This window comes from Paraburkholderia sp. GAS348, assembly GCF_050434205.1.
GTDB lineage: Bacteria > Pseudomonadota > Gammaproteobacteria > Burkholderiales > Burkholderiaceae > Paraburkholderia.
Map to the genome: position 1 here is coordinate 1 of NZ_JBNPVT010000039.1, position 25,122 is coordinate 25,122.

Consider the following 25,122-nt stretch of genomic DNA (forward strand, 5'->3'; position numbering starts at 1 on the left):
GTCCGGCTACATCTACCACTACGCGTTTGCCATGATTATCGGCATGCTGGGGCTCCTGACCCTGTTTGTAACGCTCGGCGGCAAATAAGGCGAGGGACACTAATGCACGCTTATCCGATTCTCAGTATCGCGATCTGGTTACCGATCCTCGTAGGTCTACTGGTCCTGGCTATTGGTTCCGACCGGAACCCGGCTCCGGCGCGCTGGATTGCGCTGATCGGCTCGGTCGTCAGCTTCATCGTGACGATCCCGCTGATTACGGGTTTTGATTCGAGCACCGCCGATCTGCAGTTCGTCGAAAAGGCGAACTGGATCGAGCGCTTCAATATCACGTACCACCTGGGTGTCGACGGCATCTCGATGTGGTTCGTTGTGTTGACCGCATTGATTACGGTGATCGTCGTGATCTCCGCGTGGGAAGTCATCACGAAGAATGTGGCCCAGTACCTGGCTTCGTTCCTGATCCTGTCCGGCATCATGGTCGGCGTGTTCAGCGCAGCGGACGGCATGCTGTTCTACGTGTTCTTCGAAGCGACGCTGATTCCGATGTACATCATCATCGGCGTGTGGGGTGGGGCGAACCGCGTGTATGCGGCGTTCAAGTTCTTCCTGTACACGCTGATGGGTTCGCTGCTGATGCTGGTTGCATTGCTGTACCTGTACATCCAGACCGGCACGTTCGACCTGGCGACCTGGCAGAACACGCAGATCGCCATGACCCCGCAGGTGTTGCTATTCATAGCGTTCTTCCTGGCCTTCGCCGTGAAGGTGCCGATGTGGCCGGTTCACACGTGGTTGCCTGACGCCCACGTGGAAGCGCCGACCGGCGGCTCGGTCGTGCTGGCCGCGATCATGCTGAAGCTAGGCGCGTATGGTTTCGTGCGCTTCTCGCTGCCGATCGCACCGGACGCAAGCCACTTCCTCGCACCGGTCGTCATCGCGCTGTCGCTGATCGCGGTGATCTACATCGGTCTGGTAGCGATGGTGCAGGCTGACATGAAGAAGCTGGTCGCGTACTCGTCGATCGCGCACATGGGTTTTGTGACGCTCGGCTTCTTCATCTTCAACCAACTCGGCATGGAAGGCGCGATCATGCAGATGATTTCGCACGGTTTTGTGTCGGGCGCAATGTTCCTGTGTATCGGCGTGTTGTATGACCGTATGCACTCGCGCCAGATCGCCGATTACGGCGGCGTCGTCAACGTGATGCCGAAGTTCGCGGCATTCGTGATGCTGTTCTCGATGGCCAATTGCGGCTTGCCGGGTACTTCCGGTTTCGTCGGCGAGTTCATGGTGATTCTGGCTGCTGTCCAGTACAACTTCTGGATCGCAGGCGGCGCGGCTGTCACGTTGATTCTCGGCGCGGCCTACACGCTGTGGATGTACAAGCGCGTGTACTTCGGCGCGGTCGTCAACGATCACGTGAAGAGCCTTCTCGACATCAACCGTCGTGAGTTCTTCATGCTGGCAGTGCTCGCTGCACTGACGATGTTCATGGGCCTGTATCCGAAGCCCTTTACCGATGTGATGCACGTATCCGTGGACAACCTCCTCTCCCACGTTGCGCAGTCCAAGCTGCCGTTGCCACAGTAATGCAGAGCGGAGGAATTTAAAGACCATGCAAAACGCCCCTATGACTGCTCTGCTGCCCGACGCACTGGTGATGCTCGCCGTTGTCGTCGCGTGGCTCAACGACACGTTCGTCGGCGATGCCGGTCGCCGTACCACGTATTTCATCGCGGTCATCTCGACGCTCGTGGCCGGCATCTGGTTCGCACTGAACGCGTTCGATCCGCAAGTGCACTACTTCTTCGGCCACATGTACGTGGTGGATTCGTTCGCCAACGTGATGAAGGCGGTAGTGACGCTCGGCTACACCGTGTCGATCGTTTATTCGCGCAAGTACCTCGAAGATCGCGCTCTGTTCCGCGGCGATTTCTTCCTGTTGGGCATGTTCTCGTTGCTCGGCCAGCTCGTGATGATCTCCGGCAACAACTTCCTGACGCTGTACCTCGGTCTGGAATTGATGTCGCTGTCGCTGTACGGTGTGATCGCACTGCGTCGTGACGCCGCACAATCGAACGAAGCAGCAATGAAGTACTACGTGCTCGGCGCAATGGCTTCCGGTTTCCTGCTGTACGGCATCTCGATGCTGTACGGCGCGACCGGCTCGCTCGACCTGAACGAAGTGTTCAAGGCGATCGGCACGAGCCACTACGATCCGAGCGTGCTGTTGTTCGGCGTGATTTTCATCGTGGCTGGCGTGGCGTTCAAGATGGGCGCGGTGCCGTTCCATATGTGGGTGCCTGACGTGTATCAAGGTGCACCGACGGCGATGACGCTGCTGGTCGGTGGCGGTCCGAAGGTGGCGGCATTCGCGTGGGGCCTGCGCTTTCTCGTGATGGGCCTGCTGCCGCTGGCAGTCGAATGGCAGCAAATGCTGGTGATCCTGGCCGCGCTGTCGCTGATCGTCGGCAACATCACCGGCATCGTGCAACGCAACGTGAAGCGCATGCTCGCGTACTCGGCGATCTCGAACATGGGCTTCGTGCTGCTTGGCCTGCTGGCAGGCGTGGTGGATCAGAAGACGACCGGCGCGGCCAATGCGTACGGCTCGGCCATGTTTTACAGCATCGTCTACCTGATTACGACGCTGGGCACCTTCGGCATCATCATGCTGCTGGCACGTCGCGATTTTGAAGCTGATACGATCGACGACTTCAAGGGCCTGAATCAACGCAGCCCGGTGTTCGCTTTCGTCATGATGGTGATGATGTTCTCGCTCGCCGGTATCCCGCCTGCGGTCGGCTTCTACGCCAAGCTCGCCGTGCTGCAGGCAACCATGAATGCCGGGTTGACCTGGCTGACCGTGTTGGCCGTGATCACGTCGCTGTTCGGTGCGTTCTACTACCTGCGTATCGTCAAGCTGATGTACTTCGACGAGCCGCAAGACAAGTCGCCGATCCTCGCCGACACGGGCACGCGTGCTTTGCTCGCGCTCAATGGTGTTGCCGTGCTGGTGCTCGGTATCGTGCCGGATCCGCTGTTGAAGGCCTGCCTGCAGGCTATCCAGCACACGCTGCTGCTCTGATGTCGGCTGCGGGTTGGTTTATCGTCTTGTTGGCGCTGGTCGGCGCCAACCTGCCATTCCTGAATCAGCGTCTCTTCGCCGCCGTGCCGTTGAACGCGGCGAAGAAGAGCGCCTGGATCCGGATCGCCGAATTGATCGTGCTGTACTTTGTGGTCGGCGCGCTCGGTTTTCTGCTGGAAGCGCGTGCGGGTAACCGCTTCGAACAGGGGTGGCAGTTCTACGCGATCACGTTTGCGTTGTTCGTCGTGTTCGCTTTCCCCGGTTTTACCTTCCAGTATCTCGTCAAACGCCGCTGACGGCGCCTCGCCGTCGCGCACCAAGCTGTCCTGAGGTCGCATATGGCTGAACTCCCCGATCACGACGCCGCGCTCGCCGAGACCTGTCTCGAGAGCAAAACGATCCATCAAGGGCCGTTCCTGACGCTCAAGTGCGATACGGTCCGCTTGCCCGACGGTAAGCAGGCCACTCGCGAGTACGTTCAGCATCCGGGTGCCGTAATGGTAATCCCGCTATTCGACGACGGGCGCGTGTTGCTGGAAAGCCAGTACCGCTATCCGATGGGCAAGGTCATGGTCGAGTATCCGGCGGGCAAGCTCGATCCGAACGAAGGCGCGCTGGCCTGCGCGAAACGTGAACTGCAGGAAGAGACCGGCTATACGGCGCGCGAGTATGTTTATCTGACGCGCATTCATCCCATCATTTCCTACTCGACCGAGTTCATCGATATTTACCTGGCGCGTGGGCTGACTGCCGGCGAACGCAAACTCGACGACGGCGAATTCCTCGAACTGTTCACGGCCAGCGTCACCGACATGTTGGAATGGGTACGTACCGGAAAGGTGACGGACGTGAAAACCATCATCGGCACGTTCTGGCTGGAGAAGGCGCTGTCGGGTGCCTGGCCAATGGCCGAGCCGCGATAGCGCGCTCAGTCCAGAGCGCAGAACGGGCGCGAGTCGCGCGCCAGTTGGAAACTCTGCAAAAAGCCCCTGTTGGTCTATGACCGGCAGGGGCTTTGTCATTGTGGGCGCGATATCGACTCAATGCGGTGCGTCCGTGTCTGAAAAACGGGTTCTTGTCCTATGCCATCCGGCAGTCTCGCCTCATGGGAGTCGCCGCTCTAGTATCGACGCCTGGCAACGGAGTTTGTTATTGCACTGAATTTGAATAACGAAGAGTGCGAGGCGGATTCGAGTTCAGTCGACTGCGCACATGGTTGTCACTTGACAACCATGTGCGCAGGCACTAAATTGGAGGATATAAATGGTTCGTGGAATCCATTCAAAAAAAGAGGTTGAGGCCGCGCTGGCTTACGCGGAAAGAAACGGCTGGCGTGTTCATGGCGGTGGAAGAGGTCACGCCTGGGGAAAGATGTATTGCCCCTACAACGACGCAGAATGTCGTTGCGGCGAGTTCTGCATCTCGAGTGTCTGGAGTACGCCGAAGAATCCCGGCAATCACGCAAAGCACCTTAGGCGCATCGTCGACAATTGCACGACGCGCCGGCAATAAAAGTGTTCGAAGGGCAAAAGCCCGAGGCTGAATGAAGGCAGGAGTAGTTTATGGAATATGTGTTCACCTTGAAGTACCGGCTCGTTGCGGAAGACTGCGATCTTGACGAAATCGTGGAGCGCCTAGGCGAAGCCGGATGCGACGACGCTACTATCGGCGTTGGGCAACCGGGGCGCATTGCGCTGTTTTTTGCTCGTGAAGGCGCGTCGGCGTTCGAAGCGCTTGTCAGCGCACTCAAAGATATCAAACAGGCAGTGCCGTCCGCTCGTCTTGTCGAGGCGGGGCCGGATTTCGTCGGCCTCACGGATGTCGCAGAAGTCGCGGGCGTGTCACGGCAAAACATGCGTAAGCTGATGCTGAGCCACGCAATCGACTTTCCGCCGCCAGTTCACGAGGGCAGCGCGTCGGTGTGGCATCTGTCGGACATCCTTGGCTGGCTGACCGCGCGTGGCGGGTATGACATCAAGGCGGATGTATTCGATGTCGCAAAATCGGCTAAACAGATCAACCTCGCCAAGGAGGCGCTCCAACTCGAACCGAGGCTTAACCGCCGACTCGAATTCCTTGTGGCTTAAAAGGTGCGCCGCCGGTGCGCGCGCGAGCCCGTGAGCGCTATACGATCGGCGCGCCCTTTCATCTACGGATTTCCGGCGTGCCGTTCGCCGGTTGAGTCACCTTCGGCAGCCCGTTGCGCAAAGCGTTAAAATCGCCCACCGCGTTCGATTTATCAGCGACGCTTGGCGTCAACGCGCCGTCCGTAAAAATTTACGAACGACCGTTCACAAATTTCCATTTTGCGCTAAACTGGCACGCAAGCCCTGATTCCACATGAAGGTCCTCGATTTACAGTGTCCGCATGGCCATCGGTTCGAAGGCTGGTTCGCTTCGGCAGATGACTTCGAGTCGCAACAGTCCCGCAAGCTCGTTGAATGTCCGATCTGCGGAGCGAACGAAGTGCATCGCTTGCCGTCGGCGCCCCGACTGAATCTGTCAGGAGCGACTGACACGCAAGTCCCTGCGGGCGCGAGGGACATGCAGGCGCGTGTGATGCGTGCATTGCGCGAGGTACTGGAAAAGACTGAGAACGTGGGCGACCGCTTCGCCGAGGAAGCACGGCGCATTCACTATAACGAAGCGCCGGCGCGCAATATTCGCGGTGTCACGACACCGGAAGACGCGAAAGCCTTGGTCGAAGAAGGCATCGAAGTGATGCCGCTGCCGGTCCCGGCTGCCTTGAAGGAACCGCTGCAATAGCGCAGTGGCTCACTGGCAGCAGGCGGTTGCGGCCAGGAGACACGACGCATGAATCTGGACTATTCCCTCGCTGACGACGCGTTCCGCGCCGACATCCGCGCTTGGCTCGAAGCGAATCTGCCTCGTGAGCTGAGCGACAAAGTACTCAACCACAAGCGTCTGAACCGCGAAGACTTCGCAAGCTGGCACAAGCTGCTCGGCACGCGCGGCTGGTCGGTCGTCGCGTGGCCGAAAGAATACGGCGGCCCTGGCTGGGACGCGACCCAACGGCATATCTGGGACGAAGAGTGCGCGCGTATCGGCGCGCCGTCCGTACTGCCGTTCGGCGTCTCGATGGTGGCGCCCGTGCTGATGAAGTACGGCAATGAGGCGCAGAAGCGCCACTATTTGCCGCGCATTCTCGACGGCACGGACTGGTGGTGTCAGGGCTATTCCGAACCGGGCTCCGGTTCCGACCTGGCCTCGCTGCGCACGCGTGCCGAGCGTGTTGGCGATCACTATGTGGTCAACGGTCAGAAAACCTGGACCACGCTGGGCCAATACGCCGACATGATGTTCTGCCTTGTGCGCACCGACAGCGGCGCGAAAAAGCAGGAGGGCATCTCGTTCCTGCTGATCGACATGAAAACGCCCGGTATCACCGTGCGCCCGATCATCACGCTCGACGAAGACCACGAAGTCAATGAAGTCTTTTTTGAAGACGTAAAGGTGCCGGTCGACAATCTGGTCGGCGAAGAGAATCGTGGCTGGACCTATGCGAAGTACCTGCTCGGGCACGAGCGCACTGGGATTGCGCGCGTCGGGCAATCGAAGCGCGAGCTCGTATTCCTGAAGCGCCTCGCGCTGGATCAAAAGAAGAATGGCAAGCCGTTGCTGCAAGATCCTGTATTCGCCGCGAAAGTCGCGAGCCTCGAGATCGAACTGATGGCGCTCGAAGTCACCGTGCAACGCGTGGTCGCGAATGAAACGGGCGGACGCGGGCCGGGACCGGAAGCCTCCATGCTTAAGATCAAAGGCACGGAGGTGCAGCAGGCGCTGACTGAGCTGATGGTCGAAGCAATTGGACCGCTTGCCGCACCGTTCGACGTGCCATTCCTCGAAGGCGAACGCGAACATAGCCTCGCTGGCGACGATGACGCCGCGCCGCTGGCCGCGTACTACTTCAACTTCCGCAAGACGTCGATTTACGGCGGCTCGAATGAAATTCAAAAGAACATCATCGCGCAGATGATTTTGGGACTTTGAGGAGCGGCGCATGGACTTCACTTTCAACGACGAACAACAGCAATTCGCTGACGCGCTGCGCCGCTATCTGGACAAGAGCTACGGATTCGAAGCGCGCCAGGCGATCGTGCAATCGGAAACCGGTGTGTCGGATGTGCACTGGACAGCTTTTACTGAATTGGGTCTGACTGCGTTGCCGGTGCCGGAAGCCCAGGGTGGCTTCAACGGCAGCCCGATCGACATGCTGGTGGTCATGCAGGAGCTCGGCCGTGCGTTGGTGGTCGAGCCGTATTGGGCGACCGCAGTGGGCGTCGAGGCGCTACGGCTGGCGGGCACGGGGCAGGGCGAAGACGCATCGCTGCTCGAACGCGCGGCACAGGGCGAGATCAGGCTCGCAGTGGCATTTCACGAGCCGCATGCGCGCTACGACCTGTTCGAGGTCGAGACCGCTGCGAACGGGCTGGGCGATCAGCCGATGGTGACCGGCACGAAATCGGTCGTGCTGCACGGCGCGCAGGCGGATTTTTGGATCGTGCCGGCTCGGCTGAATGGCGAGATCGCGCTCTTTGTCGTCGCCCGCGATGCGGCCGGTGTCAAAGTCACTGACTACCGCACGATCGACGGCCAGCGCGCCGCGACACTCAGGTTCGATGGCACGCCGGCACGCCAGCTCACTGGCAAACACGCAGGCGCCGCGGCGCTCGAACACATCGCAGATTACGGCACGGTATTGCTCTGTGCGGAAGCAGTTGGCGCGCTCGACGCGCTGAACCATGCAACGGTCGAGTACACCAAAACGCGCCAGCAGTTCGGTCAGCCGATCGCGCGGTTTCAGGCGTTACAGCATCGCATGGTCGAGATGTTGATTCACGCCGAGCAGGCGCGTTCGGTCACCTATCTCGCAGCCATGCGTTACACGAGCGCAGACGCCGACGAACGTCGCCGCGCGGTTTCCGCAGCTAAGGTACGGGTCGGTCAGGCTGCCCGTTTCGTCGGTCAGCAGGCGGTCCAATTGCACGGTGGCATGGGCGTCACGAACGAAGTCGCGGCGGCGCATCTGTTCAAACGTCTTGCTATCATCGAAACCACCTTGGGCGATGTTGATCACCATCTCGCGCGGTTCGCCGCGCTGCCCGGCTTTGTCACTGCCGAAGCCTGATCAGCTGGTCGAATCGGACAAGAAAGAGGTGTGGCGATGGGTCTGAGTTTCGAGGACATGGTAGTCGGCACGACTACCGAAATCGGCAAGCATACGTTCACGCGTGCAGAGATTGTTGAGTTCGCGGAGAAGTTCGATCCGCAACCTTTTCACCTTGACGAAGCTGCAGCCGCAGAGTCGCAGTTTCGCGGATTGATTGCAAGCGGCTGGCACACCTGTTCGGTCATGATGGGCATGCTGGTGCGCAACGCGATCTCGGGCTCGACTTCGATGGGCTCGCCCGGTATCGACGAGATCCGCTGGTTGAAGCCGGTGCGCGTCGGCGACACGATCACAATGATGAATGCTGTACTCGAGAAGCGCGTTTCGGCGAGCAAGCCGGATCGCGGTATCGTTTCGATGCGGTGGGAAGGCATCAATCAGCATGGTGAAACGGTGATCACTGTGCGCTCCAAGGGGCTGTTCGGACTGCGCAATCCGGGAGCCGCGACATGACGGGCAGCAACGCGGTGCCTACCGTAACGTTTGGCGATGCAGCGGCATTGCGTGCGCTGATTGGCGCCGAACCGCTCGTTAGCGACTGGCTGACGGTCGATCAGGCGAGCGTCGATCGTTTCGCCGAAGCCACCGGCGATCACCAGTGGATTCACGTCGACCCCGAGCGGGCGCGGCGTGAGTCACCGTTCGGTGGTCCGGTCGCGCATGGGTTCATGACGCTGTCGTTGATTCCGGTGTTGCTCGGCAAGACGGTGGGGCTCAAGCAGCGCATGGGTGTCAATTACGGATTGAATCGCGTGCGGTTCACGTCGCCGGTGCTGGTCAACTCGCAGTTGCGTGCACGGTTTGCGGTGGAATCCGTCGCCGACGTCGACAACGCCGGTGTGCAGGTTGAGTGGAATGTGACGCTGGAGCGGCAGGGTAGTGAGCGGCCGGTATGTGTCGCGGAGTTCATCACGCGGCATTACTTCTAACCGTTCATAGCCGACCGGTTGGCAAAAAAGCGCGAGCGGCAGTGCTGCCGTCTCGCGCTTTTTTGCATCGACGCCATCTGTGAATAGCAATGCTGCGGTCGCGGTCATTGCCAATGCGAACGAGCGCCGATGCTACGGATCGAACGCAGGACTAGTGCTTGGCGTATTGCGTCGCACCGAACAGCATCTCTTTAGCTTTGTCGTCCATGAGTGGCTTACGGGCCGACGCCAGCACTTCGACGCCGCGTACCACCGCCGGACGTGCGGCAATTTCTTCGTGCCAGCGCTTCACATGCGGAAACGTATCCAGTTCGATACCCTGGTTCTGCCACGAGCGCGTCCACGGAAATGCGGCGATGTCAGCGATCGTATAGTCATTGCCGGCCAGATACTGCGTCTTGCCGAGTTGCGTGTCCATCACGCCGTACAGACGCCGCGTTTCGTTCGTGTAACGATTGATCGCATATTCGATCGGCTCCGGCGCATAGATGCGGAAATGATGTGTTTGCCCAAGCATCGGGCCTACGCCGCCCATCTGGAACATCAGCCATTGCAGCGTCGCGTAGCGTGCGGCCGGATTAGCCGGCAGGAACTTGCCCGTTTTCTCCGCGAGGTAAATCAGAATCGCGCCCGATTCGAACAGTGCGAACGGTTTGCCGCTGGCGTCTTTAGGGCCTTCCGAATCGACGATCGCAGGAATCTTGTTGTTCGGGCTGACGGCAAGGAATTCGGGTTTGAACTGGTCGCCCGCGCCGATATCGATGCCATGCACCGTATACGCGAGGCCCGTTTCCTCGAGCATGATGTGAACCTTATGGCCGTTCGGGGTGGCCCAGCTATAGACGTCGATCATCCTGGCTCCTTGGTTTCGTGAAAGCGGCGCCGCAAAGGGCGCCGCAATTGACAAAAATTAGAGCACAGATCGCGCGATGCTGCTGGCCGTGCCACCATGAGCCAGTCTCGGCTTCGCGGGGCAATCAACCGCCGCGAAGCTAACCTCGAACACCCTCTCAAGCAATCAAGCGCTCAAACCCGTGTGATCGGCGTTTCGACGCGAGCCGCCGCGCCCGCATCCATGTAGCGCGCCAGTTCAAGCTTTGCGATCGCGTTGCGGTGCACTTCGTCGGGCCCATCGGCGAAGCGTAATGTCCGTGCGGATGCATACGCATACGCTAACGGAAAATCGTCGCTGACGCCGCCGCCGCCGTGCGCCTGGATCGCCCAGTCGATCACCTGGCATGCCATATTCGGTGCGACTACCTTGATCATGGCGATCTCGCCGCGCGCGCCCTTGTTGCCGACCGTGTCCATCATGTACGCGGTCTTCAGCGTCAGCAGTCGCGCCTGTTCGATCATGCAACGCGCTTCGGCCAGGCGCTCCTGTGTGACGCCTTGCGCGGCAACCGGCTTACCGAAAGCCACGCGTTGCATGGAGCGTTTCGCCATGAGTTCGAGCGCTCGCTCGGCGAGGCCGATCAAACGCATGCAATGGTGGATGCGTCCCGGTCCGAGGCGCCCTTGAGCGATTTCGAAGCCGCGTCCTTCGCCGAGCAGCATGTTGGTGGCCGGCACGCGCACATTGTCGAGCGTGATTTCCATGTGGCCGTGCGGCGCGTCGTCGTAGCCAAATACGGTGAGAGGGCGGTTCACGGTGATGCCGGTAGCATCGGCGGGGACCAGAATCATCGACTGCTGCGCGTGGCGTGGCGCCTCAGGATCGGTCTTGCCCATCACGATGTAGACCTTGCAGCGCGGATCCCCCGCACCGGACGACCACCACTTGCGGCCGTTGATTACGTAGGAGTCGCCATCGCGCACGATGCTCGTCTGGATATTGGTCGCGTCCGACGACGCCACTTCCGGCTCGGTCATCAGAAACGCCGAGCGGATGTGCCCTTGCAGCAGGGGTTCGAGCCATTCGCGCTTGTTGTCGTCGCTGCCATAGCGCTCGATCGTTTCCATGTTGCCGGTGTCGGGTGCGTTGCAGTTGAACACTTCCGGCGCCCAGGGCACGCGGCCCATGATTTCGCACAGTGGCGCGTATTCAAGATTCGTCAGACCGGCACCGCGTACGGATTCAGGCAGGAACAGGTTCCACAAGCCGGCGTCGCGCGCCTTCTGTTTCAGTTCCTCGATCAGTTCAGTCGGCAGCCACGCGTTGCCGTTCTGACGATTGCGTGCGATTTCGGCGTAGAACGCCTGCTCGTTCGGATAGATGTGCTCGTCGAAGAAGGCGAGCAGTTTCTCGCGCAGCGCCTGAACCTTCGGGGTGTAATCGAAATTCATGTATGACCTCGCGGATGACGAATGACGTTTGTTCGGGAGCGCAGCCAGGTGTGCCGATTTGCTTAGCGCACCTTCTGCGCGTAGCGCCAGGCGAGTTCGGCCATCGGCTTGGCGCGACGGCCGGCATCGAGTGCCTGAGCGTTGGCCGCCGTGCCGTCGACCACCCGTTTCATGATCCCTTGCAGGATGGCGGCGATGCGGAACATGTTGTACGCCAGATAGAAATTCCAGTCGCCGTGAATCTCGAAGCCCGTGCGCTTGCAATAGCGCTCGACGTACTGCGCTTCGTCGGGAATGCCGAGGGCCGCCCAATCGAGACCCGCAATGCCGCGGAATTGCGCCGGATCGACGTGCCACGCCATGCAGTGATAAGCGAAGTCGGCGAGCGGGTCCCCGAGCGTTGACAGTTCCCAGTCGAGTACCGCAAGTACGCGCGGTTCGGTGGGATGGAAGATCAGATTGTCGAGCCGGTAGTCGCCATGCACGACCGAGGCGCGCTCGCTTGTTCCCGCCGGCATATGCTGCGGCAGCCATTCGATCAGGCGCTGCATCGCGTCGATCGGTTCGGTTTCGGACGCGATGTACTGCTTGCTCCAACGGCCGATCTGGCGTGCGAAGTAGTTGCCCGGTTTGCCGTAGTCGGCAAGGCCGATTGCAGCGACGTCGGCGCTATGCAGCGCGGCGATCACGCGATTCATTTCGTCGTAAATCGCCGTGCGCTCCGCAGGCGTCATGCCGGGCAAAGACTGGTCCCACAGCACGCGGCCTTCGACGAACTCCATCACGTAGAACGCCCGGCCGATTACGCTTTCGTCTTCGCACAAGGCGTGCATATTCGCGACCGGCACGTCGGTATCGGCAAGTGCATGCATCACGCGGTATTCGCGTTCGACGGCGTGCGCCGAGGGCAGTAACTTCGCGGCCGGCCCGGGCTTCGCGCGCATCACATACGAGCGCGACGGGGTGACGAGTTTGAAGGTGGGATTCGACTGGCCACCGGCGAATTGCTCCAACGTGAGCGGTCCGGAAAACCCATCCACATGCCGGGTTAGCCACGCGGCGAGCGCGTCGCTGTCGAAGCGTTGCCGCTCGTTGACCGGACGCGTGCCCTCGAAGGCCGAGTAATCTGGTTTGTGTTCTGGTTCGCCTATCTGTGTGGCTTGCACCATATGTCTCCTCCAGTTTGGGTTCAGCTGTGCGTGTACTGAATGAATTGTGCGTAGAGCATTTCCATCGTGGTATTGCGAACGTCGCGGTGCAGCGGCGACGGCGGTGAATAGTTGATCGTGCGCAGCACCCAGTCGCGCGGCGCGGCGCCGACGTCGAGCGCGTTGATGCAACCGGTGGCTTGCGCCAGATGGCCGAAGAACGTACGGCCGCCGGCGGTGAGCGCATGCGACAGAATCGCGCGATTCACGCCGCCGTGCAGCACCAGCAGCACGGTGTCCCATGACGTGTCCTCGCGCAACGCCGCCACCGCGGGCAACACGCGGTCGAACAACGCGCCGATGGTTTCGCCGTCGAGAAAGCGCGTGCTTTCCGGCACGATGCCGTCGAACACGCCGAGAAATGCCGCTTCGATATCCTGCGGCGGAATGTTGCTGAGCTTGCCGCCGCGAATTTCCTGCCATGCGGGCTCGATGTCGAGGCCGATCTGCTGACCGGTCTCGGCCAGCACACGTTGCGCGGTTTCGACCGTGCGCGGTAAGCCGCTCACGATCACCCGATCGAACCGGACTTGCTGTCCGGCGAACACGCGGCCTGCCGCGCTTGCCTGCTCGCGGCCGTTCGCGTTCAACGGCACGGTTTCAGGGTCGATCGCGCGGCCGGAGTCGTCGAAGTAGGTCACGTCGCCGTGACGCATCAGGAAGATGCGGCGGCGCTTGGGGAGTTGATAGTCAGGCATTGTCCCTTCGTTCACGGATGTTCACTTGTAGACCGGAGCGCGTTTTTCGAGGAACGCGGAAATTCCTTCGAGTCCGTCGCGATGGTGTAGCGAGGCGACGAAGCTGTCGCGTTCGGCGACCAGATGTTCAGCGAGCGGCTGTGCGCCGGCCTCGCCGATGAGCCCCTTGATGCGCGCGACCGAATTCGGTGAAATCCTGCCGAGCTCGTCGGCCCAGGCGACAGCGGTGTCGCGCACGGTGCCGGTCTTCGCGAGTTTGTTGACGACGCCGAGATCGTGCAGACGCGTGGCGCCGATCGGTTTGCCTTCGATCAGCACTTCGGTCGCGAGCTGCCGCGGCAAGGCTTGCGCGAGAAACCACGAACCGCCACCATCGGGCGTGAGACCGACGCGCGCATACGACATCACGAATTTGGCGTCTTCCGCTGCGACGATTAGATCGCACGCGAGTGCCAATGAAAATCCTGCGCCGGCTGCGGCGCCGTCAACAGCGGCGATCACCGGCTTCGACGACAGACGCAGCGCCGAAATCCATTCGCCGAGCAGCTCAATGCTCTCCGCCTGCACCGACGGATCTTTCGCGCGGTTTTCCAGCAAGCGGTTCAGATTGCCGCCGGCACAAAAGAAATTGTCCGCGCCGGTAATCACGACGGCGCGGATCGACGGATCGCGCTCGACCGATTCGAGCGCCTCGATGCCCGCGGCATACATGTCCGGATGCAGCGCATTGCGTGCGCCGGGGTTCGACAGCGTAAGGACCAGCGTCGATTCGCTTTCGGTCGGGCGTGAGGTCAGCAGTTCTGCGCTCATTGTTGTGTCTCCGTTTGAGTGTCGGCGGCGTCGCGTTGCGTCAGCGACAGGCCAGGTTGCGCGCGCCGTGTAAGCCAGGGCGACGGACGATAGCGCGACGGATTCGTGCAGCCCGCTGCAATCGCCGTAATCGACAACGACGAGGTGTTCGACGCCAGCACGCACCGGCCGCTCACCACCGTTTCGAGTTCGCGAAAGAGGGCTTGCTTCACATCGAGCTTTTCGACAATCGCCTCGACGACCAGATCGCAATCGGCCAGATCGCCGATGACCTGCGCGCCGCTCACGTTCGCCAGCGCGGCGAGCGAGCGGGCTTGGTCGAGCTTGCCTTTGGCGGTCAATTTGGCGAAAGTCTCGGCAAGGTAGTCGCGCGCGGCGCCGATCGCGGCGGGATTCGTGTCGTAAAGACGTACGGTGAGGCCCGCCAGCGCGGCAATCTGAGCAATGCCACGGCCCATTGCACCAGTTCCGACAATGTCGATAGTTTCGATACTGAAATTGCGAGAGGTCATTGCGATGTTCGACTCCGTGGTTATTTTAGAATAGCACGATCGTGCAATTTACTGGACGATTGATCGAAGACCGCTGCTTTGATTTTGACGAGCGGTCTCAAACAATCCGAAGGAAGGAGACCCCGAATGATCAAGCTGTGCGGTTTCGCGCTCTCTAACTATTACAACAAGGTGAAGTTCGTGCTGCTCGAACACGGCATTCCGTTCGAGGAAGTGTTCGTGCTGCCGAGCCAGGAAGAGACGATGCTCGAGCATTCTCCGCTCGGCAAGGTGCCCTATATCCAGACCGAGCACGGCGATCTGTGCGAATCGCAATGCATCGTCGAGTATTTGGCCGCGCGTTTTCCCGACAAGGCGATTTTCGCCGCAGACCCGTGGGAAGCGGCCAAGGAGCGCGAGTTGATCACCTTCGTGGATGTGCACCTCGAACTGACCGCGCGCAATCTCTACAAGGAAGCGTTCTTCGGCGGCACCGTGACTGACGCGACCAAGGGGCGCGTCGAGAAGCTGCTCGCGCGTCACGTCCTCGGCTTCAGGCGGATCGCGAAATTCGGGCCGTATTTGAGCGGCGAGCGTTTCAGTGTCGCCGACGCAGCAGGTTATGTGAGCTTGCCGCTGGTCGGCATGGCGACGCAGACCATCTACGGCCGCGACTTCCTGCTCGACGCCGGCGTGGACTGGAAAAGCTATGTGAAGGCAATCAAGGCCCGGCCGGCCGCGCAGCGCGTGACCGAAGATCGTAAGGCGTATATCGCGGCCTCGCGTCCGGCCTGACGCGCAGCAGTATTGCGGGCGACGTGATTTCGGGCGCGCAACGCACGCGTGGGCCGCTGCGCGCGATGGCGAGGAACGTGGGTTCGTTCGCAGCATCTCGCGGGGCGTCCTAGAGCCGCGCCAGCCGGTCGAGCGCGGTGGCGAGTGTGGTTTCCTGCTTGGCAAAGCAGAAGCGCACCACGCCCGATTCATGTGCCTCGTGATAGAACGCCGACACCGGAATCGCCGCGACACCGATCTCGCCGGTCAGCCATTGTGCGAATTCGGCTTCGGGCAGATCGCTGATCGCCGAATAGTCGACGCACTGAAAGTATGTGCCCGTGCACGGCAGCAGCCTGAAGCGTGAATTCTCGAGGCCTGCGCGGAAGAAGTCGCGTTTCTTCTGATAAAACGCGGGGAGATCCAGATACGGTGCTGGATCCTTCATGTAATCGGCGAGGCCGACCTGCATCGGCGTGTTGACCGTGAACACGTTGAACTGATGCACTTTGCGGAATTCGGCAGTGAGCGCGGCGGGTGCGGCTACGTAGCCGACTTTCCAGCCGGTGACGTGATAGGTCTTGCCGAAGCTCGACACCACGAAACTGCGCTGCGCGAGTTCCGGGTAGCGCGCAACGCTTTCGTGAGGCGCGCCGTCATACACCATGTGTTCATAGACTTCGTCGGACAGAATCAGCACGTTGGTGCCGCGCACGATTTCTTCGAGCTTGCGCATGTCTTCCGCGCGCCAGACCGTACCCGTCGGGTTATGAGGCGTGTTGATCAGCAGGAGCCGTGTTTTCGGCGTGATCGCGGCGGCGAGCTTGTCGAACGGAATCGTAAAGTCGGGCGCGTCGAGCGTGACGAAGACCGGCTTGCCGCCGGCTAGCTCGATCGACGGCAGGTAGCTGTCGTAGGTCGGCTCGACCACGATCACTTCGTCGCCCGGATGCACGGTGCAGAGAATCGCGGTCAGCAGCGCCTGCGTGGCGCCTGCCGTCACGGTGATCTCGCTGGTGGCGTCATAGCGGCGGCCGTACAGGTTCGCGATCTTGTCCGAAATCGCCTGACGCAGCGGCGCGGCGCCGGCCATCGGCGGGTATTGATTGTGGCCGTCGCGCATGGCGTTCGCGACCGCGTCGACAATGCGGGGATCGCAGCCAAAGTCGGGAAAGCCCTGGCCGAGGTTCACCGCGCCTTTTTCGGCGGCGAGCGCGCTCATTACAGTGAAAATCGTCGTGCCGACGTCCGGCAGGCGGGACGGAAACGAGGGACTCATGGGCGTGTCGTGCGGTGCATTCATGGCGCTGTCCGGAGCGTGGTCGAGTGAATTGGCGAAAGACGTCGTTCGAAAAGGACGATGCCTGATTGTAGGGAATCGCGGCGCTGCGTGCGCGCAGTCGGCCCGACGTTGGCCATCCGGCCAGGGGTCATACGGGCGCTGGCTCGTTTTCCGCGTTCATGCAGGCGCTGACGAACGCCGCCGGCTGCGCAATCTGGAAACCGAAGTCACGCGCAATCCGCTTGGCGAGTTTCAACACTGCGCGATCTTTCGATACCAGCCAGTCGGCCTGCGCGGCGTGCGCGAGTTCGAGGAATTTCTGGTCGTCGCGGTCTTTGCATTTGGGCAACGGCCTGGCATCTTCCGCGGGTGCAGCGGGTTCGACCAACTGTGCGAGGCGCGCAACGACGGCAAGCGCCGCTGCCTTGTCCACATTGCGATGCACGAATTGCGGATAGTCGAGCACGTAGGTGAGTTCGGCGAGGCAGCGCGCATCGATCAGCGCGGCGAGCGCGCCGGTTTCGAGCGCGGCGCGAATCGGCCGCGTGTGCGGATCGTCGAACACGAGAATATCGATCCAGACATTGGAATCGAGAACGACGCGCAAAGCGCCGTGTGAGGCATGGGAACCGGGCATTCGTTACAATCTGGCTTTCGTCTTTGACCGCCAGGCACGGCGTGCCTGCAAGGCCTCTATGATAATCGTTCTGTCGCCGGCGAAATCGCTCGACTACGAAACCCCCGCGCACGTCAAACAGCACACGATCCCCGATTTCGTCGACGATGCGGCCGAATTGATCGGCGGATTGCGCCTTTTGTCTCCGCAGCAGATTGGCTCGCTGATGAGCATTTCCGATCAGCTTGCACACCTCAATTTCCAGCGTTACGCGGAATGGTCGCCCAGTTTCGGCACGCACAACGCCAAGCAGGCGGTGCTCGCGTTCAACGGCGATGTGTACGAAGGCTTCAACGCCAGGACGTTGAAGCCGGCCGATCTGGATTACGCGCAGAATCACGTGCGCGTGCTTTCAGGCCTGTATGGATTGCTGCGCCCGCTCGATCTGCTGCAACCGTACCGCCTCGAAATGGGCACGCGCTTTGCCAATACGCGCGGCAAGGATCTGTACGCGTTCTGGGGCGAACGGATCACGCAGGCTTTGAACGCGCAACTGAAGAAGAAAGCTGCCGCCTCGCGAGTGCTGATCAACTGCGCTTCCGGTGAGTACTTCAAGTCAGTCAAACCCAAGCTGCTCGAAGCGCCGATCGTTACACCCGTGTTTGAAGACTGGAAGGGCGGCCGCTACAAGATCATCAGCTTCCACGCAAAGCGCGCGCGCGGCCTGATGGCGCGCTACGCGGTCGAAAACCGTCTCGACAAGCCCGAACAACTGAAGGACTTCGACTCCGAAGGCTACGCGTTCAACGCCGAGGCCTCGAACGATTCCACTTACGTATTCCGCCGCCGTATCGCTGACTAAGCGAATGCGGCGCACACAAGCAGGGAAAAACATCATGACATTATCGATTACGAGCAACTTTGACTCAGGCGCGATCGAAGTGCTGGCCTGCGAAGACGCTGGCAACATCCGTCTGCGCGTGCGGCCCGACAGTCACGCCGAGTTCGCGCAGTGGTTTTATTTCCGTCTATCCGGCGCGGCCGGCGAGCGCTGCGTGATGACCTTTGAAAATGCCGCGGCGTGCGCTTTCGCCGAAGGCTGGCGCGACTATCAGGCGGTGGCGAGCTATGACCGGGTGAACTGGTTCCGCGTGCCGACTTCCTACGACGGCCGTGTGTTGACGATCGACCACACGCCGGATTTCGACCGCATCTACTACGCGTATTTCGAGCCGTATAGCGAAGAACGTCACTCGGAATTTCTCGGCGCGGTCCAGCAGATGCCGCAGGCCACGCTTACGGAGTTGGGCAAGACCGTCGAAGGCCGGCCGATGTCGCTGCTGACGCTGGGCACGCCACAAACTGGCGATACACCCAAGAAGAAGATCTGGCTGATCGCGCGCCAGCATCCTGGCGAGACGATGGCCGAATGGTTTATCGAAGGTCTCGTCAAGCGTCTCGCGGGTTGGGGCGATTGGGCGGGCGATCCGGTGGCGCGCAAGCTCTACGATCACGCGGTGTTCTACATTGTGCCGAACATGAATCCGGATGGCAGCGTGCACGGCAATCTGCGCACCAACGCGACGGGCGCGAACCTGAACCGCGAATGGATGGAGCCGGATGCCGCGCGCAGTCCTGAGGTGCTGGTGGTGCGTGACGCAATTCACGCGACCGGTTGTGACCTTTTTTTCGATATCCACGGCGACGAGGCACTGCCGTACGTGTTTGTGGCCGGCTCCGAAATGCTGCCGGGTTTCACGGAGCGGCAGGCAGAGGAGCAGAAAGCGTTCATCGAAGCATTCAAGCATGCGAGTCCTGACTTCCAGGACAAGTATGGCTACGCCGCGAGCAAGTATCGTGAGGACGCGCTCAAACTCGCTTCAAAATACATCGGTAACGAATTCGGCTGTCTGTCGTTGACCCTGGAGATGCCGTTCAAGGACAACGCCAATCTGCCGGATGAGCGGGTGGGTTGGAACGGCGAGCGTAGCGCGTCTCTGGGCGCCGCCATGCTGCAAGCGATCTTGCGGCACGTGGAGACGTTCGCCTGACCGGACGCTGTATAAAAAAACGGGGCACACACTTTGGAAGTGTGTGCCCCGTTTTTTTGGGGGGTGCCGGCATGGCCCGCGGCGTGGGTCAGTTGAAACGGCCACGGGTTATGCTCGTTATTGAGTCTTTTTCGCCGGGTGCTTCTTCGCGGTCGATTTGCTCGAAGATTTGCTGGAGGTCGCTCTCGAAGATTTCCCTGCGCTTGCCTTCGAGGACTTCCCGGCCGCGTTCTTCGTAGTTTTGCCACTAGCCGAGTGCTTGCCCTTCACGCTCTTATGCTTGCCCGAAGACGCTTGCGATCCGGTCGAGCCGGATTGATGCGCACGGGCCGGCGGCACCGGATCGTTCCAGCTGAACGCCAGCATCCGGGCGCCCACGTAGCCGCAGCGGAACTTGAGATCGGCTGGATCTCCGTCGCCGTTCTGGCGGATACCGAGGCCCTCGACGATAACGATGTTGTCCACCTTGACGCGCTGCTTGCCCTCGTCGAACGAATCGTTCCAAGGGGTGACCGACGCATGCGCGCTGTCGAAGGAGCTGGGGGGAAATTCGACATGGTCGAAGGCGGTCGATGTGCTTGCAACAAAGTTGCCATGAGCAGCGCAGTCCGCGACTAGCGGGTCTGCATGCATGTCATTGACAAATCTGTTGACGAGATCGTTGTGCTGTTCGAGTTGATCGGCATATGCGGGAGCAGTGCAAATGAGCGAGAGACCCGCTGCAAATGTTGCTAACCGACCGACCAACCGCAGCAATCGGCGCAGTACGTTGGTGCGATCCATCTAGTTTGTTAGACGCTAATGAGACATGAGGCACGTAAGATGCCCGGCGAGAGGGATGAGTTCAATCCTGACACAAATATTTTGTCCTGTCGTGGTGCTTGGATTCAGGCGTTTTATGTGCCGGGATGGCCGATTGCCACAGATACGTGCTCGATGCCGCGTCTGTGTCAGGTGCGTGGCCCGCCCAATCGATATCGACGCACATCATAAGTGGTCACCCACGCCGGGCGGTAGACCGCGATCAATGCCGTCGACATGCCTGTGAACCAGGCCTCGCCGGTGGCTAGCAGAAGCACGCTGAACGCGTAGCCGACCGGCACCACGGTCATCGAGCCGTCGGCGAGCGCAATGTGAACGCCGAGTGCCGCGGCCGCCGTGAGCGACACGGCAATGGCGGGTGAGACAAAACCCTGGCCGAAGATGAACATGAAGAGGTTGCGCGGCAGCCAGGCGATGCTGGCGCGCTGGATCAAGGTCGAGATGCCGACAGGCAGCGCACCGAACACGAGGAAAGTCAGCGCAATGCCCTGCCAGGGGGCGTCGAAGACGACGGCGGCAAGACCGGTGACTATCGCCATGGCGATCAGCGCCAGCGCCCAATCGAATAATGTGACGACCAGCGTGGCGCCAAGCAGATGCATGACAGTGCCATCGTCGAGCCACGCGTTGCTCGCCCACAGCACCGACACCGCGACGATGATCGCGAGCCAGACATGCTGGAGTGTGCCGTCCTGAAGTCGTTTGAAAGGATTTTTCCAGAGCGCGAGCGCGACCACTATCGCAGTGGCGATCCAGCCACCGACAGCGACCCAGAACGGAAGCGGTGTGTAGAGGAAACCCATGATTCTCATATTACTCGTTGGACGAGAAAAGGTGTGAGCGGATTCCATGCCAGCCGGCGCGAACGCTGCCAGAAATTGCGCGTCCCGATTCTGGCGCGGGCGCCGGTTGACGTTACGCCGAATCTTGCGTGACCTGTTCCGCCGCCAACCCGGGGGGTGCGTCGCCGTAAGGCGTGCTTGGTTCGGCCGCCATTGGCAGCGTGTCGGCCGCGTCGTTCGCCGGTAACGGGTACTGGAAGCGCCGCGGCGTGCGGCGCCGCAATGGCACCACGCCGGCTTGGCCCATTACCGGACGAACCGGACCTTTGTCATCGTTGCGCAGTACTTGCAAATGAGCCGACAGCCAGCCGTTGTAGAGCGCGACCGCGGCGGCACGATTTGGCGCGCCGAGTTGCTGAAATATGCTGGTCAGGTGGATCTTGACGGTGCCTTCACTGATGCCGAGCGTGCGCGCGATCATCTTGTTGGTGCTGCCCATGTGGACGCAGCGCATGATCTGCTCCTGGCGAGGCGACAGGCCGTTGGAAAGTTTGGTCCGGCGCGGCGGCGGACTTTTTTCGTCGAACGGCCGGATGGCGGCATCCGGCGGTAGCGGAGGGCTGAGCGCCAGCGCACCGGGCGGCACATAGTGACCGCCCAGCAGAACCATCTCGAAAGCGCGCACGATCAGGCACGGGTCGGTTTCGCGCGGAACCACGCCGAGCACACCCTCGTCCATCAGGTCCCGCACGGCAGTTGGAGAGACCTCGTCGGTCAGCACTGCAATGCGCAGGTCTGGGTAGTGGCTGAGCAGATGACGGGTATCGTCAACCGACATCCAGTCCTGCCAGTCGATCACGAGCAGGTCGGGCCGCAGGCGCTTGAGCGTACGTTCAACCTGACGCCAGTCCTGTGCTTCGTTAAAGCGCGCTAGACGGTCGATTTGCCGCAGCAGTGCTTTGAGTCCATCGCGTCGTTCCGCGTCTGAGTTGAGTATTGAGAATCGCATGCCATGTCTCCAGATGAATCGGGCGAGGTCGCGCGATGCGTGCGGGCCGGCGAGGGTGCCGGGCACATTACGATGCACCACCGGCACCATGATGACAAATTCCCTTCGTTTTGACCGCCTGTCCAAAAGGCATAGGAGGAATGACGTAAAAAAGCCCCGCGCGCGGCGGGGCTTCCTGATGTCGACGGTGCGGCGCAATGACGCCGGCGCCGGTGGATCAGTGGAAATGCGGTTGCGCGGGTTCCGCGTCCTCCGGCATTTCGGCGTGGACGATTTCGCCGAGCGGGTCCGCATAGAGGGGGACGCCGCAGTCATCACAATATTCCGGCTCGAAGCGGCCCGCGTGGCGGCGCACATCTGTCACACCGGTTTCCTTGAGCAATGCGACGATTTCTTCAAGCGGATCGTCTGACGCAGCGGTCTCTTGCGGTTCTTCGTCGATGCCGGGCTCGCCGTTCTCGCGGCCGTAAAGCGGCCACACGACGCCGTAGATCACATCATTGCTGCCCCGGCGCGTGAAGCCGACGCGGTATTCGTCGATACGGCGTTCGCCGAAGCCCGCGACAACCGCGCGCAACTCCTGTGGCGCCGCACCGATTGTGTCGAACAGATAACGCACGGCGGTACGTACCGTGTGAGGGCGCACGCTTTCGTCGGCGTCGCGGCAGGCTGAATAATAGGCATCCGGCAGCAGACACTCGAATTCACATCCGGGCAGCACCAGTGACAGATTGGCGCCGCCTTGCGTTGCCCATTGTTCGAGGCATTGGCCGCGCTCGATCCGGCTGCCGTTCTCTTCTTCCTGCCAGCGAAATGCCGGCTCGCCCACCGGCGCCGCGACCACAGCCAGCAGAAAGCGCGGGTCGGCCAGGATTGGTGAAGTTTCCGGCAGTTCGCCAAAATTGAGTTTGACGTTGCCGCCAGCCATGGCTGCCTGAGCGAGTTGCTGGGCAATACGCCAGGTCTCGACGTGGTGACGCGGCAGTTGGTCGATGCTGTAAAGGAACGGCACCATGGCCACACGCGTATTGGCCGCGAGTACGTGCGCCTGCAGGTGTGCGCGCAGCGCGTCGGCCGCGTCCGCTTTGAGCGGACCTGAAGGAATCATGTAGCGAGTCCATGCCAGCACCGGCGCGGCAATCAGCAGCGCTTCGTAAGGAACGCCTTCATGTTCGACGATGAACGACTCGCTGTGCGTTTCCGCCATGTCGGCGAGTGCGCCGTAGGCATCAGGATGATTCTGCTGCAGATGGTCGAGCGCGGCGTCCAGCGTTGTCTGGTTGGCGTTGCGGACGATCTTGGTCAGCAGCGCATCGAGCTTCGCTTCCCAGAAGCGGTCTTCGGTGCGGCTGCCCGACGCGAAAAGCGCGAGTGAAAGACCGACAAGCTTGTCGGCATCGGGGGGGAGACGTTTGGCGATTCGCGAGCGCATAAATCCGGAAATTAAGGGGCACAGAACCTTATATTCTAGTCTTTTCTATGCTGCCATATTATTTGGCTGGCTATGCCGGATGGATTGGGACATTTTCGCATCAAAAATAAGCCTGTTGCGGGCGCCATCAGATGCGTTGCGTGGCGTCTTGGCCGGATGATATAAGACGTGCCCGGGGGCGTGACCCGCTTCTATACTGACTGCCTTCAATGGGCGCTTGGCAAGCGTATGCCTATTCGTCGCTGTGGTCTGGCACAACAGGAGATTCATAGTGAAATCGGACCAACTGATTGAACGTCTCGCCGCAGTGTTCGCATTGATCATATTGGTCGGTGGCTCCCTGCTGGTGCTTGCGCCTTTTACGACCGCGCTGCTGTGGGGCGCCATCCTCAGTTATAGCTCATGGGGTTTGTACCGGCGGCTCACTATGGCAGTCGGGGGCCGGCGGAAGCTGGCCGCGACGTTGATCGTGCTCATCATTCTGGTTGTGGTGCTTGGTCCGTTCGTCTATGCGGGCTTTGCTTTCGGTGCGCATGTTCACGACATCGTCGCGCTGGTGCAGAGGCTTTTCGAGGCTGGCTTGCCGGATTTACCGCCGTGGGTGGGGCGAATCCCGCTGATTGGCTCGCACATCGAGACGTTTTGGGCGAATGTAACGAGTAGCAACTCTGAACTGATCGCGCAAACGCGTGCACTTGCGGCGCCGGCTGGCAAGTGGATTCTGGCGGCTGCGATCGCCGTTACGCATGGTTTGGGATTGTTGGCGCTGAGTATCGTGCTCGCGTTCTTCTTTTATACCGGAGGGGAGGGCGCGGCGGCCTGGCTGAGGGCGGGCATGCGGCGCATCGCCGGCGAACGCGCCGATTACTTGCTGACGTTGGCGGGCAGCACGGTGAAGGGCGTGGTCTACGGAATCCTCGGCACGGCGCTTGTGCAAGGCATTCTTGCCGGCTTCGGTTGCTGGATTGCGGGGGTCCCGGCGCCGGCGCTGCTTGGACTGGCGACGTTCTTCCTGTCAGTGATACCGGGCGGCCCGGTCGTCGTCTGGTTGCCCGCGGCGATCTGGCTCTATCACGGCGGCGCAACTGGGTGGGCGATCTTTCTTGTTGTATGGGGCGTGTTGGTCGTCGGCATGTCCGACAACGTCATCAAGCCGATCCTGATCGGTAAGAGTAGCGACATGCCGTTGATCCTGGTGATGCTGGGTATCTTGGGCGGTGCATTTGCTTTCGGTTTCCTTGGTGTTTTCATCGGCCCAACGTTGCTGGCGGTTGCCTATACCGTGCTGCACGATTGGACGATCGGCGCCCCGGCAGCCAGCGCTCTGGCATCCGACGTGGAAATGCCGGTTGTGGATGAACCGGGGCGCATAGAAAAGACGCCTTGAAATAAATTCCAGATACCGCTTGCAAGGCCCAGCCCGGCTCGCTAGAATCTCGCTCTTTCGTGCTTCGGACGCCGGGGCACGGGAGGCGGGAGAGCCAGTAGTGGCAAGGCTTTGCGCAAAGTGAGCGGGTTGAGAAAGTTGGAAAAACCTGTTGACGGCGTAGCGAAAGTTCTTCATAATCTCGTTTCTCTGCTGCTGATGCAGCGACGCAGAACGAAGCGGTGCCGGGTGGTTGTGATGTGATGCAACGCGGTGCTGGTTCG

The 25,122-nt window shown here is 60.8% G+C and carries 26 protein-coding genes and 1 pseudogene; 15 read left to right on the plus strand and 12 right to left on the minus strand.

The genetic code is table 11. The features are described from left to right. The first annotated feature begins 102 nt into the window (after positions 1 to 102). The 11 genes from P3T22_RS31900 to P3T22_RS31950 all read left to right on the plus strand — a co-directional run bounded on the left by P3T22_RS31900 (position 103) and on the right by P3T22_RS31950 (position 9,211). Positions 103 to 1,593: an NADH-quinone oxidoreductase subunit M gene (locus P3T22_RS31900; protein ID WP_429327115.1), complete on the plus strand. Its 1,491-nt coding sequence runs from the start codon at positions 103 to 105 to the stop codon at positions 1,591 to 1,593. A 25-nt stretch (positions 1,594 to 1,618) separates the two neighbouring features. Then, complete coding sequence (gene nuoN, locus P3T22_RS31905; RefSeq protein WP_063495302.1) at positions 1,619 to 3,091, plus strand: NADH-quinone oxidoreductase subunit NuoN; 1,473 nt, start codon at positions 1,619 to 1,621, stop codon at positions 3,089 to 3,091. Continuing rightward, entirely contained in the window at positions 3,091 to 3,387 is a 297-nt protein-coding gene (locus P3T22_RS31910) for a DUF2818 family protein (RefSeq protein ID WP_429327116.1), read from the plus strand. Before nuoN ends, P3T22_RS31910 begins: the two co-directional genes overlap by 1 nt. A 42-nt stretch (positions 3,388 to 3,429) precedes the next feature. Next, positions 3,430 to 4,014, plus strand: coding sequence for an NUDIX domain-containing protein (locus P3T22_RS31915; protein ID WP_429327117.1), 585 nt, complete (start codon positions 3,430 to 3,432; stop codon positions 4,012 to 4,014). A 340-nt stretch (positions 4,015 to 4,354) separates the two neighbouring features. Next, complete coding sequence (locus P3T22_RS31920) at positions 4,355 to 4,603, plus strand: hypothetical protein (RefSeq protein ID WP_082854953.1); 249 nt, start codon at positions 4,355 to 4,357, stop codon at positions 4,601 to 4,603. Positions 4,604 to 4,653: 50 nt separating this feature from the next. Beyond that, a complete protein-coding gene (locus tag P3T22_RS31925) occupies positions 4,654 to 5,178 on the plus strand; it encodes a helix-turn-helix transcriptional regulator (protein WP_063495305.1) in 525 nt (174 codons plus the stop codon). Positions 5,179 to 5,431: 253 nt separating this feature from the next. Beyond that, positions 5,432 to 5,857, plus strand: a complete 426-nt coding sequence (locus P3T22_RS31930) for a DUF1178 family protein (RefSeq protein WP_063495306.1) — start codon at positions 5,432 to 5,434, stop codon at positions 5,855 to 5,857. Between the two features lie 48 nt (positions 5,858 to 5,905). Beyond that, entirely contained in the window at positions 5,906 to 7,102 is a 1,197-nt protein-coding gene (locus P3T22_RS31935) for an acyl-CoA dehydrogenase family protein (RefSeq protein WP_063495307.1), read from the plus strand. Positions 7,103 to 7,112: 10 nt separating this feature from the next. Continuing rightward, positions 7,113 to 8,240 carry an acyl-CoA dehydrogenase family protein gene (locus P3T22_RS31940; RefSeq protein WP_063495308.1) on the plus strand — a complete coding sequence of 376 codons (1,128 nt, stop codon included), beginning with the start codon at positions 7,113 to 7,115 and terminating at the stop codon, positions 8,238 to 8,240. A gap of 36 nt (positions 8,241 to 8,276) precedes the next feature. Next, positions 8,277 to 8,735, plus strand: coding sequence for a MaoC family dehydratase (locus P3T22_RS31945; protein ID WP_063495309.1), 459 nt, complete (start codon positions 8,277 to 8,279; stop codon positions 8,733 to 8,735). Beyond that, complete coding sequence (locus tag P3T22_RS31950) at positions 8,732 to 9,211, plus strand: MaoC family dehydratase (RefSeq protein WP_063495310.1); 480 nt, start codon at positions 8,732 to 8,734, stop codon at positions 9,209 to 9,211. Before P3T22_RS31945 ends, P3T22_RS31950 begins: the two co-directional genes overlap by 4 nt. Before the next feature lie 151 nt (positions 9,212 to 9,362). Here the strand turns inward: P3T22_RS31950 and P3T22_RS31955 are convergent, their stop codons facing one another. From P3T22_RS31955 to P3T22_RS31980, 6 genes and pseudogenes are all read right to left on the minus strand, one after another. Next, positions 9,363 to 10,064, minus strand: a complete 702-nt coding sequence (locus P3T22_RS31955) for a glutathione binding-like protein (protein WP_063495311.1) — start codon at positions 10,062 to 10,064, stop codon at positions 9,363 to 9,365. Positions 10,065 to 10,237: 173 nt separating this feature from the next. Beyond that, positions 10,238 to 11,497, minus strand: a complete 1,260-nt coding sequence (locus tag P3T22_RS31960) for an acyl-CoA dehydrogenase family protein (RefSeq protein ID WP_063495312.1) — start codon at positions 11,495 to 11,497, stop codon at positions 10,238 to 10,240. A gap of 62 nt (positions 11,498 to 11,559) precedes the next feature. Then, positions 11,560 to 12,666 carry a phosphotransferase gene (locus tag P3T22_RS31965; RefSeq protein ID WP_063495313.1) on the minus strand — a complete coding sequence of 369 codons (1,107 nt, stop codon included), beginning with the start codon at positions 12,664 to 12,666 and terminating at the stop codon, positions 11,560 to 11,562. A gap of 20 nt (positions 12,667 to 12,686) precedes the next feature. Further along, positions 12,687 to 13,403 carry a histidine phosphatase family protein gene (locus P3T22_RS31970; RefSeq protein WP_063495314.1) on the minus strand — a complete coding sequence of 239 codons (717 nt, stop codon included), beginning with the start codon at positions 13,401 to 13,403 and terminating at the stop codon, positions 12,687 to 12,689. Positions 13,404 to 13,424: 21 nt separating this feature from the next. Beyond that, a complete protein-coding gene (locus tag P3T22_RS31975; protein WP_063495315.1) occupies positions 13,425 to 14,213 on the minus strand; it encodes an oxepin-CoA hydrolase, alternative type in 789 nt (262 codons plus the stop codon). Between the two features lie 92 nt (positions 14,214 to 14,305). Next, positions 14,306 to 14,725 (minus strand): annotated as a pseudogene (locus P3T22_RS31980) (3-hydroxyacyl-CoA dehydrogenase NAD-binding domain-containing protein); the annotation flags it as partial. 126 nt (positions 14,726 to 14,851) lie between these two features. Between P3T22_RS31980 and P3T22_RS31985 the strand changes: the two are divergent. Next, positions 14,852 to 15,499, plus strand: a complete 648-nt coding sequence (locus P3T22_RS31985) for a glutathione S-transferase family protein (protein ID WP_063495317.1) — start codon at positions 14,852 to 14,854, stop codon at positions 15,497 to 15,499. Positions 15,500 to 15,608: 109 nt separating this feature from the next. Here P3T22_RS31985 and P3T22_RS31990 read toward each other — a convergent pair whose 3' ends face one another. Both P3T22_RS31990 and P3T22_RS31995 read right to left on the minus strand, forming a co-directional pair. Beyond that, positions 15,609 to 16,781 (minus strand): pyridoxal phosphate-dependent aminotransferase, encoded by a 1,173-nt coding sequence (locus P3T22_RS31990; protein WP_063495318.1) that lies wholly within the window; start codon positions 16,779 to 16,781, stop codon positions 15,609 to 15,611. Between the two features lie 127 nt (positions 16,782 to 16,908). Then, positions 16,909 to 17,397: a putative toxin-antitoxin system toxin component, PIN family gene (locus P3T22_RS31995; protein ID WP_429327118.1), complete on the minus strand. Its 489-nt coding sequence runs from the start codon at positions 17,395 to 17,397 to the stop codon at positions 16,909 to 16,911. A 58-nt stretch (positions 17,398 to 17,455) separates the two neighbouring features. Between P3T22_RS31995 and yaaA the strand changes: the two genes are divergently transcribed. Next, entirely contained in the window at positions 17,456 to 18,238 is a 783-nt protein-coding gene (gene yaaA / locus P3T22_RS32000; protein WP_063495320.1) for a peroxide stress protein YaaA, read from the plus strand. A gap of 34 nt (positions 18,239 to 18,272) precedes the next feature. Then, positions 18,273 to 19,427: a M14 family metallopeptidase gene (locus P3T22_RS32005; protein ID WP_429327119.1), complete on the plus strand. Its 1,155-nt coding sequence runs from the start codon at positions 18,273 to 18,275 to the stop codon at positions 19,425 to 19,427. A gap of 117 nt (positions 19,428 to 19,544) precedes the next feature. On the opposite strand, the gene P3T22_RS32010 is transcribed toward P3T22_RS32005, so the two are convergent. From P3T22_RS32010 to P3T22_RS32025, 4 genes are all read right to left on the minus strand, one after another. Next, positions 19,545 to 20,210, minus strand: a complete 666-nt coding sequence (locus P3T22_RS32010; RefSeq protein ID WP_063495322.1) for a BspC domain-containing protein — start codon at positions 20,208 to 20,210, stop codon at positions 19,545 to 19,547. Between the two features lie 167 nt (positions 20,211 to 20,377). Further along, positions 20,378 to 21,052, minus strand: coding sequence for an energy-coupling factor ABC transporter permease (locus tag P3T22_RS32015; RefSeq protein ID WP_063495323.1), 675 nt, complete (start codon positions 21,050 to 21,052; stop codon positions 20,378 to 20,380). A 112-nt stretch (positions 21,053 to 21,164) separates the two neighbouring features. Beyond that, positions 21,165 to 22,040, minus strand: a complete 876-nt coding sequence (locus P3T22_RS32020) for a response regulator transcription factor (RefSeq protein ID WP_063497848.1) — start codon at positions 22,038 to 22,040, stop codon at positions 21,165 to 21,167. Positions 22,041 to 22,257: 217 nt separating this feature from the next. Then, on the minus strand, positions 22,258 to 23,472 hold the full coding sequence (locus tag P3T22_RS32025) for a DUF2863 family protein (protein ID WP_063495324.1): 1,215 nt from the start codon (positions 23,470 to 23,472) through the stop codon (positions 22,258 to 22,260). Between the two features lie 271 nt (positions 23,473 to 23,743). Here P3T22_RS32025 and P3T22_RS32030 point away from each other — a divergent pair, with 271 nt between their 5' ends. After that, entirely contained in the window at positions 23,744 to 24,859 is a 1,116-nt protein-coding gene (locus P3T22_RS32030; protein WP_429327120.1) for an AI-2E family transporter, read from the plus strand. Positions 24,860 to 25,122 lie beyond the last annotated feature (263 nt).

Excerpts from the sequence above, each read along its gene's own strand:
- P3T22_RS31900 (WP_429327115.1), top strand. The coding sequence starts at position 103 with ATGCACGCTTATCCGATTCTCAGTATCGCGATCTGGTTACCGATCCTC.
- nuoN (WP_063495302.1), top strand. The coding sequence starts at position 1,619 with ATGCAAAACGCCCCTATGACTGCTCTGCTGCCCGACGCACTGGTGATG.
- P3T22_RS31910 (WP_429327116.1), top strand. The coding sequence starts at position 3,091 with ATGTCGGCTGCGGGTTGGTTTATCGTCTTGTTGGCGCTGGTCGGCGCC.
- P3T22_RS31915 (WP_429327117.1), top strand. The coding sequence starts at position 3,430 with ATGGCTGAACTCCCCGATCACGACGCCGCGCTCGCCGAGACCTGTCTC.
- P3T22_RS31920 (WP_082854953.1), top strand. The coding sequence starts at position 4,355 with ATGGTTCGTGGAATCCATTCAAAAAAAGAGGTTGAGGCCGCGCTGGCT.
- P3T22_RS31925 (WP_063495305.1), top strand. The coding sequence starts at position 4,654 with ATGGAATATGTGTTCACCTTGAAGTACCGGCTCGTTGCGGAAGACTGC.
- P3T22_RS31930 (WP_063495306.1), top strand. The coding sequence starts at position 5,432 with ATGAAGGTCCTCGATTTACAGTGTCCGCATGGCCATCGGTTCGAAGGC.
- P3T22_RS31935 (WP_063495307.1), top strand. The coding sequence starts at position 5,906 with ATGAATCTGGACTATTCCCTCGCTGACGACGCGTTCCGCGCCGACATC.
- P3T22_RS31940 (WP_063495308.1), top strand. The coding sequence starts at position 7,113 with ATGGACTTCACTTTCAACGACGAACAACAGCAATTCGCTGACGCGCTG.
- P3T22_RS31945 (WP_063495309.1), top strand. The coding sequence starts at position 8,277 with ATGGGTCTGAGTTTCGAGGACATGGTAGTCGGCACGACTACCGAAATC.
- P3T22_RS31950 (WP_063495310.1), top strand. The coding sequence starts at position 8,732 with ATGACGGGCAGCAACGCGGTGCCTACCGTAACGTTTGGCGATGCAGCG.
- P3T22_RS31955 (WP_063495311.1), bottom strand. The coding sequence starts at position 10,064 with ATGATCGACGTCTATAGCTGGGCCACCCCGAACGGCCATAAGGTTCAC.
- P3T22_RS31960 (WP_063495312.1), bottom strand. The coding sequence starts at position 11,497 with ATGAATTTCGATTACACCCCGAAGGTTCAGGCGCTGCGCGAGAAACTG.
- P3T22_RS31965 (WP_063495313.1), bottom strand. The coding sequence starts at position 12,666 with ATGGTGCAAGCCACACAGATAGGCGAACCAGAACACAAACCAGATTAC.
- P3T22_RS31970 (WP_063495314.1), bottom strand. The coding sequence starts at position 13,403 with ATGCCTGACTATCAACTCCCCAAGCGCCGCCGCATCTTCCTGATGCGT.
- P3T22_RS31975 (WP_063495315.1), bottom strand. The coding sequence starts at position 14,213 with ATGAGCGCAGAACTGCTGACCTCACGCCCGACCGAAAGCGAATCGACG.
- P3T22_RS31985 (WP_063495317.1), top strand. The coding sequence starts at position 14,852 with ATGATCAAGCTGTGCGGTTTCGCGCTCTCTAACTATTACAACAAGGTG.
- P3T22_RS31990 (WP_063495318.1), bottom strand. The coding sequence starts at position 16,781 with ATGAATGCACCGCACGACACGCCCATGAGTCCCTCGTTTCCGTCCCGC.
- P3T22_RS31995 (WP_429327118.1), bottom strand. The coding sequence starts at position 17,397 with ATGCCCGGTTCCCATGCCTCACACGGCGCTTTGCGCGTCGTTCTCGAT.
- yaaA (WP_063495320.1), top strand. The coding sequence starts at position 17,456 with ATGATAATCGTTCTGTCGCCGGCGAAATCGCTCGACTACGAAACCCCC.
- P3T22_RS32005 (WP_429327119.1), top strand. The coding sequence starts at position 18,273 with ATGACATTATCGATTACGAGCAACTTTGACTCAGGCGCGATCGAAGTG.
- P3T22_RS32010 (WP_063495322.1), bottom strand. The coding sequence starts at position 20,210 with ATGGATCGCACCAACGTACTGCGCCGATTGCTGCGGTTGGTCGGTCGG.
- P3T22_RS32015 (WP_063495323.1), bottom strand. The coding sequence starts at position 21,052 with ATGGGTTTCCTCTACACACCGCTTCCGTTCTGGGTCGCTGTCGGTGGC.
- P3T22_RS32020 (WP_063497848.1), bottom strand. The coding sequence starts at position 22,040 with ATGCGATTCTCAATACTCAACTCAGACGCGGAACGACGCGATGGACTC.
- P3T22_RS32025 (WP_063495324.1), bottom strand. The coding sequence starts at position 23,472 with ATGCGCTCGCGAATCGCCAAACGTCTCCCCCCCGATGCCGACAAGCTT.